3 protein-coding genes are annotated in these 3,387 nt (G+C 59.8%); 1 reads left to right on the top strand and 2 read right to left on the bottom strand.

Features of this window, described 5'->3' with window-relative positions; all coding sequences use genetic code 11:
* Both ACK59L_RS21400 and ACK59L_RS21395 read right to left on the bottom strand, forming a co-directional pair.
* Positions 1 to 1,189 (bottom strand): CaiB/BaiF CoA transferase family protein (locus ACK59L_RS21400; protein WP_409275924.1); only part of this gene is annotated, 1,189 nt, incomplete at its 3' end.
* A 13-nt stretch (positions 1,190 to 1,202) separates the two neighbouring features.
* A complete protein-coding gene (locus tag ACK59L_RS21395) occupies positions 1,203 to 2,384 on the bottom strand; it encodes an acyl-CoA dehydrogenase (RefSeq protein WP_058603709.1) in 1,182 nt (393 codons plus the stop codon).
* 157 nt (positions 2,385 to 2,541) lie between these two features.
* Between ACK59L_RS21395 and ACK59L_RS21390 the strand changes: the two genes are divergently transcribed.
* Positions 2,542 to 3,387, top strand: an 846-nt coding sequence (locus ACK59L_RS21390) for a LysR family transcriptional regulator (protein WP_409275922.1), incomplete at its 3' end; no start/stop codon positions are given.

Raw genomic sequence — 3,387 nt, 5'->3', positions numbered from 1 at the left:
GGGCAGGGGGATTTGAAAAAGACACGCCTTCCAATCCGCGCTCGGTGTGCTCACCTAATAGAGGTGGCGCATGCCTGTACTCAACAGGCGTCTGCGACAAGCGAATCGGCGAAGCGACCTGGGGCACTGTCCCCGCCAGCGGGTGCGCCATGGTCACCGCCAGTTCTCGCGCCACTACCTGGGGATCACTAAACACCTGCGCCAGGTCGTTGACGGGCCCGCACGGCACACCTACTGCTTCCAGATCACTCACCCACTGCGCCGTCGTTCTGAACACCGTCACCTGGCGGATCAAAGGCACTAGTTCGCCTCTATTGGCCACACGCGCCTTATTAGTAGCGAACCGCGGATCATCCGCCCACTGAGCATTTCCAGCCACCTCTGCAAACTTGCGAAACTGGCCATCATTGCCCACGGTGAGAATGAAATCGCCATCGGCCGTGGGAAAGTCCTGATAAGGCACGATATTCGGGTGCGCATTGCCCAGTCGCCGCGGCGGCGCGCCCGTTGTTAGGTAATTCATCGCCTGATTGGCCAGGCACGCCACCTGGACATCCAGCAGGGCCATGTCGATGTGCTGACCTTCACCACGCTGCTCCCGATGAGACAGTGCCGCCAGAATCGCCACCGTCGAATACAGCCCGGTAAGAATGTCCGTCAGCGCCACCCCAACCTTCACAGGCCCCGCGCCCACCTCACCCTCCGGCAGCCCTGTCAGGCTCATGAGCCCCCCAAGCCCCTGAATCATGAAGTCATAGCCCGCACGCTGCGCGTAGGGACCTGTCTGCCCGAACCCGGTGATCGAACAGTAGATGAGCTTCGGATTGACAGCCTTCAGGCTGGCATAATCCAACCCATGGCCCGCCAAGCCACCTACCTTGAAGTTTTCAATGACGATATCGCTCTTGGCAGCCAGCTCGCGAATCAGTCGCTGGCCATCGGCCTGGGTAAAGTCGATCGTGATCGAACGCTTGTTGCGGTTGGCCGCCAGATAATAGGCCGCCTCGCCGGTACTGCCACCCTCGCTGTCCTTGAGATAAGGCGGCCCCCACGCCCGCGTGTCATCCCCCTTACCTGGGCGCTCGACCTTGATTACATCGGCACCCAGGTCCGCAAGGATCTGACCAGCCCATGGCCCCGCCAGTACCCGTGACAGATCCAGCACGCGTAGATGCGAAAGCGCTCCCATGACCGCCTCCTTATCAATAGAAAGCCTGGATACCCGTCTGCGCACGCCCCAGTATCAGAGCATGCACGTCATGGGTGCCTTCGTAGGTATTCACCACCTCAAGGTTCACCAGATGACGCGCCACGCCGAATTCGTCCGAGATGCCATTACCGCCCAACATGTCACGCGCCATGCGGGCGATGTCCAGCGCCTTGCCACATGAGTTGCGCTTCATGATCGACGTGATCTCGACAGCAGCCGTGCCCTCATCCTTCATGCGCCCCAAGCGCAAGCAGCCTTGCAGCGCCAAGGTGATCTCGGTCTGCATGTCGGCCAGCTTCTTCTGAATCAGCTGGTTGGCCGCCAGCGGCCGGCCAAACTGCTGCCGGTCCAGGGTGTACTGCCGCGCTGTGTGCCAGCAGGCCTCGGCAGCGCCTAGCGCTCCCCAGGAAATCCCGTAGCGCGCAGAGTTCAGGCAAGTAAAAGGCCCCTTGAGCCCGCGCACCTCAGGGAACATGTTCTCCTCGGGCACAAACACGTTGTCCATCACAATCTCACCCGTCACGGAGGCGCGCAGCCCGACCTTGCCATGAATGGCCGGTGCACTCAGGCCCTCCCAGCCCTTTTCCAAAACGAAACCGCGGATGTCACCTGCATCATCCTTGCCCCATACCACGAACACATCAGCGATAGGACTGTTGGTGATCCACATCTTGCTACCGGTCAAGCGATAGCCGCCCTCGACTTTCCGGGCACGCGTGACCATCGACCCCGGGTCCGACCCATGGTTGGGCTCAGTAAGGCCAAAGCAACCAATCCACTCGCCACTGGCCAGCTTGGGCAAGTACTTCTGCTTCTGTGCTTCGGAGCCGAATTCATTGATCGGCACCATCACCAGCGACGACTGCACGCTCATCATCGAGCGATACCCCGAGTCGATGCGCTCTACCTCGCGAGCAATGAGCCCGTAACACACGTAGTTCAGACCGCTCCCACCATACTGCTCCGGAATCGTGGCGCCCAGCAGCCCCACTTCACCCATCTCACGAAAGATCGCTGTATCTGTCTTCTCATGACGGAACGCTTCAAGCACACGCGGAGCCAGCTTGTCCTGGGCGAACTGATAGGCACTGTCTCGAACCATGCGCTCCTCTTCAGTGAGCTGTTGATCCAGCAAGAGGGGGTCGATCCAGCTAAAGCTTGCTTTGGCGGCCATGAGTGCATTTCTCCCAGAACGGTGGATGACGTATGCCGTGATCCTAGGCCGGGCAAACGGCGAGGACAAACGACGTTTGTGCACCCAGGAGTGCTATTTTCTCACTCATAAATAAGTGAAAACCCAAAAATCGATCATCCACGAGTGAGGGATAGGCATGCGTCGGAAGATACCCAGCACTACCGCCCTGGTTTGCTTCGAGGCTGCCGCACGCCACGAAAGCTTCACCAAGGCTGCTCAGGAACTGTCGCTGACCCAAGGCGCTGTATGCAGGCAGATCGGCAGCCTTGAGGGCTTTTTGAACGTCGAGTTGTTTCGCCGCTCCCACCGGGGCGTGAAGCTGACCGAGGCAGGGCTGTCCTACAGCCGGCAAGTGGCGGCGCAACTCGATGCGGTAGAGCGCGATACGCTGTCGGTGATGCGTCAGCAGGGCGCCAGTGTGATCGAGCTTGCAGTGGTGCCCACGTTCGGCACTCAATGGTTGCTGCCGCGCTTGATGGATTTCCAGCAGCGCCAACCCGATGTCACGGTCAACCTGACCAATCGCACAAGGCCTTTCCTATTTGCCGATACCAGCTTCGATGCCGCCATCTACTTTGGTGACGGTGATTGGTCAGGCACTCGGTCGCACAGGCTGATGGGTGAAAATCCTGTCCCTGTCTGCAGCCCCGCATTGCTCGGTGGCAGGCAAACCCTCCAGGCTCACGACATTGCACAACTCCCCCTGCTGCAGCAAAGCACCCGGCCCTATGCATGGCGCCAGTGGTTCAGTAGCGTCGGCATTTCTGTAGCAACCGACATGACCGGCCCCCGCCTTGAGCTCTTTTCAATGCTCGCACAAGCGGCCATGCACGCAATGGGGGTCGCGCTCATTCCACCCTTTCTGATTCAACGCGAGCTCGGCGAGGGTAGGTTGGTGGTCGCTAACAGGCATGTTCTACGTAGCGACAGGGCCTACTATCTGATGATTCCGGAGCGCAGGGTCGAATCGACCACGCTGGAT

The sequence above is a fragment of the Pseudomonas sp. KCJK9111 genome (genome assembly GCF_046231935.1).
Classification (GTDB): domain Bacteria; phylum Pseudomonadota; class Gammaproteobacteria; order Pseudomonadales; family Pseudomonadaceae; genus Aquipseudomonas; species Aquipseudomonas parafulva_B.
This window is presented reverse-complemented; position numbering and strand designations above follow the sequence as displayed.

What these genes read in the sequence shown, in the direction of transcription:
- ACK59L_RS21395 (WP_058603709.1), bottom strand. Translation starts at nt 2,384, where the DNA reads ATGGCCGCCAAAGCAAGCTTTAGCTGGATCGACCCCCTCTTGCTGGAT.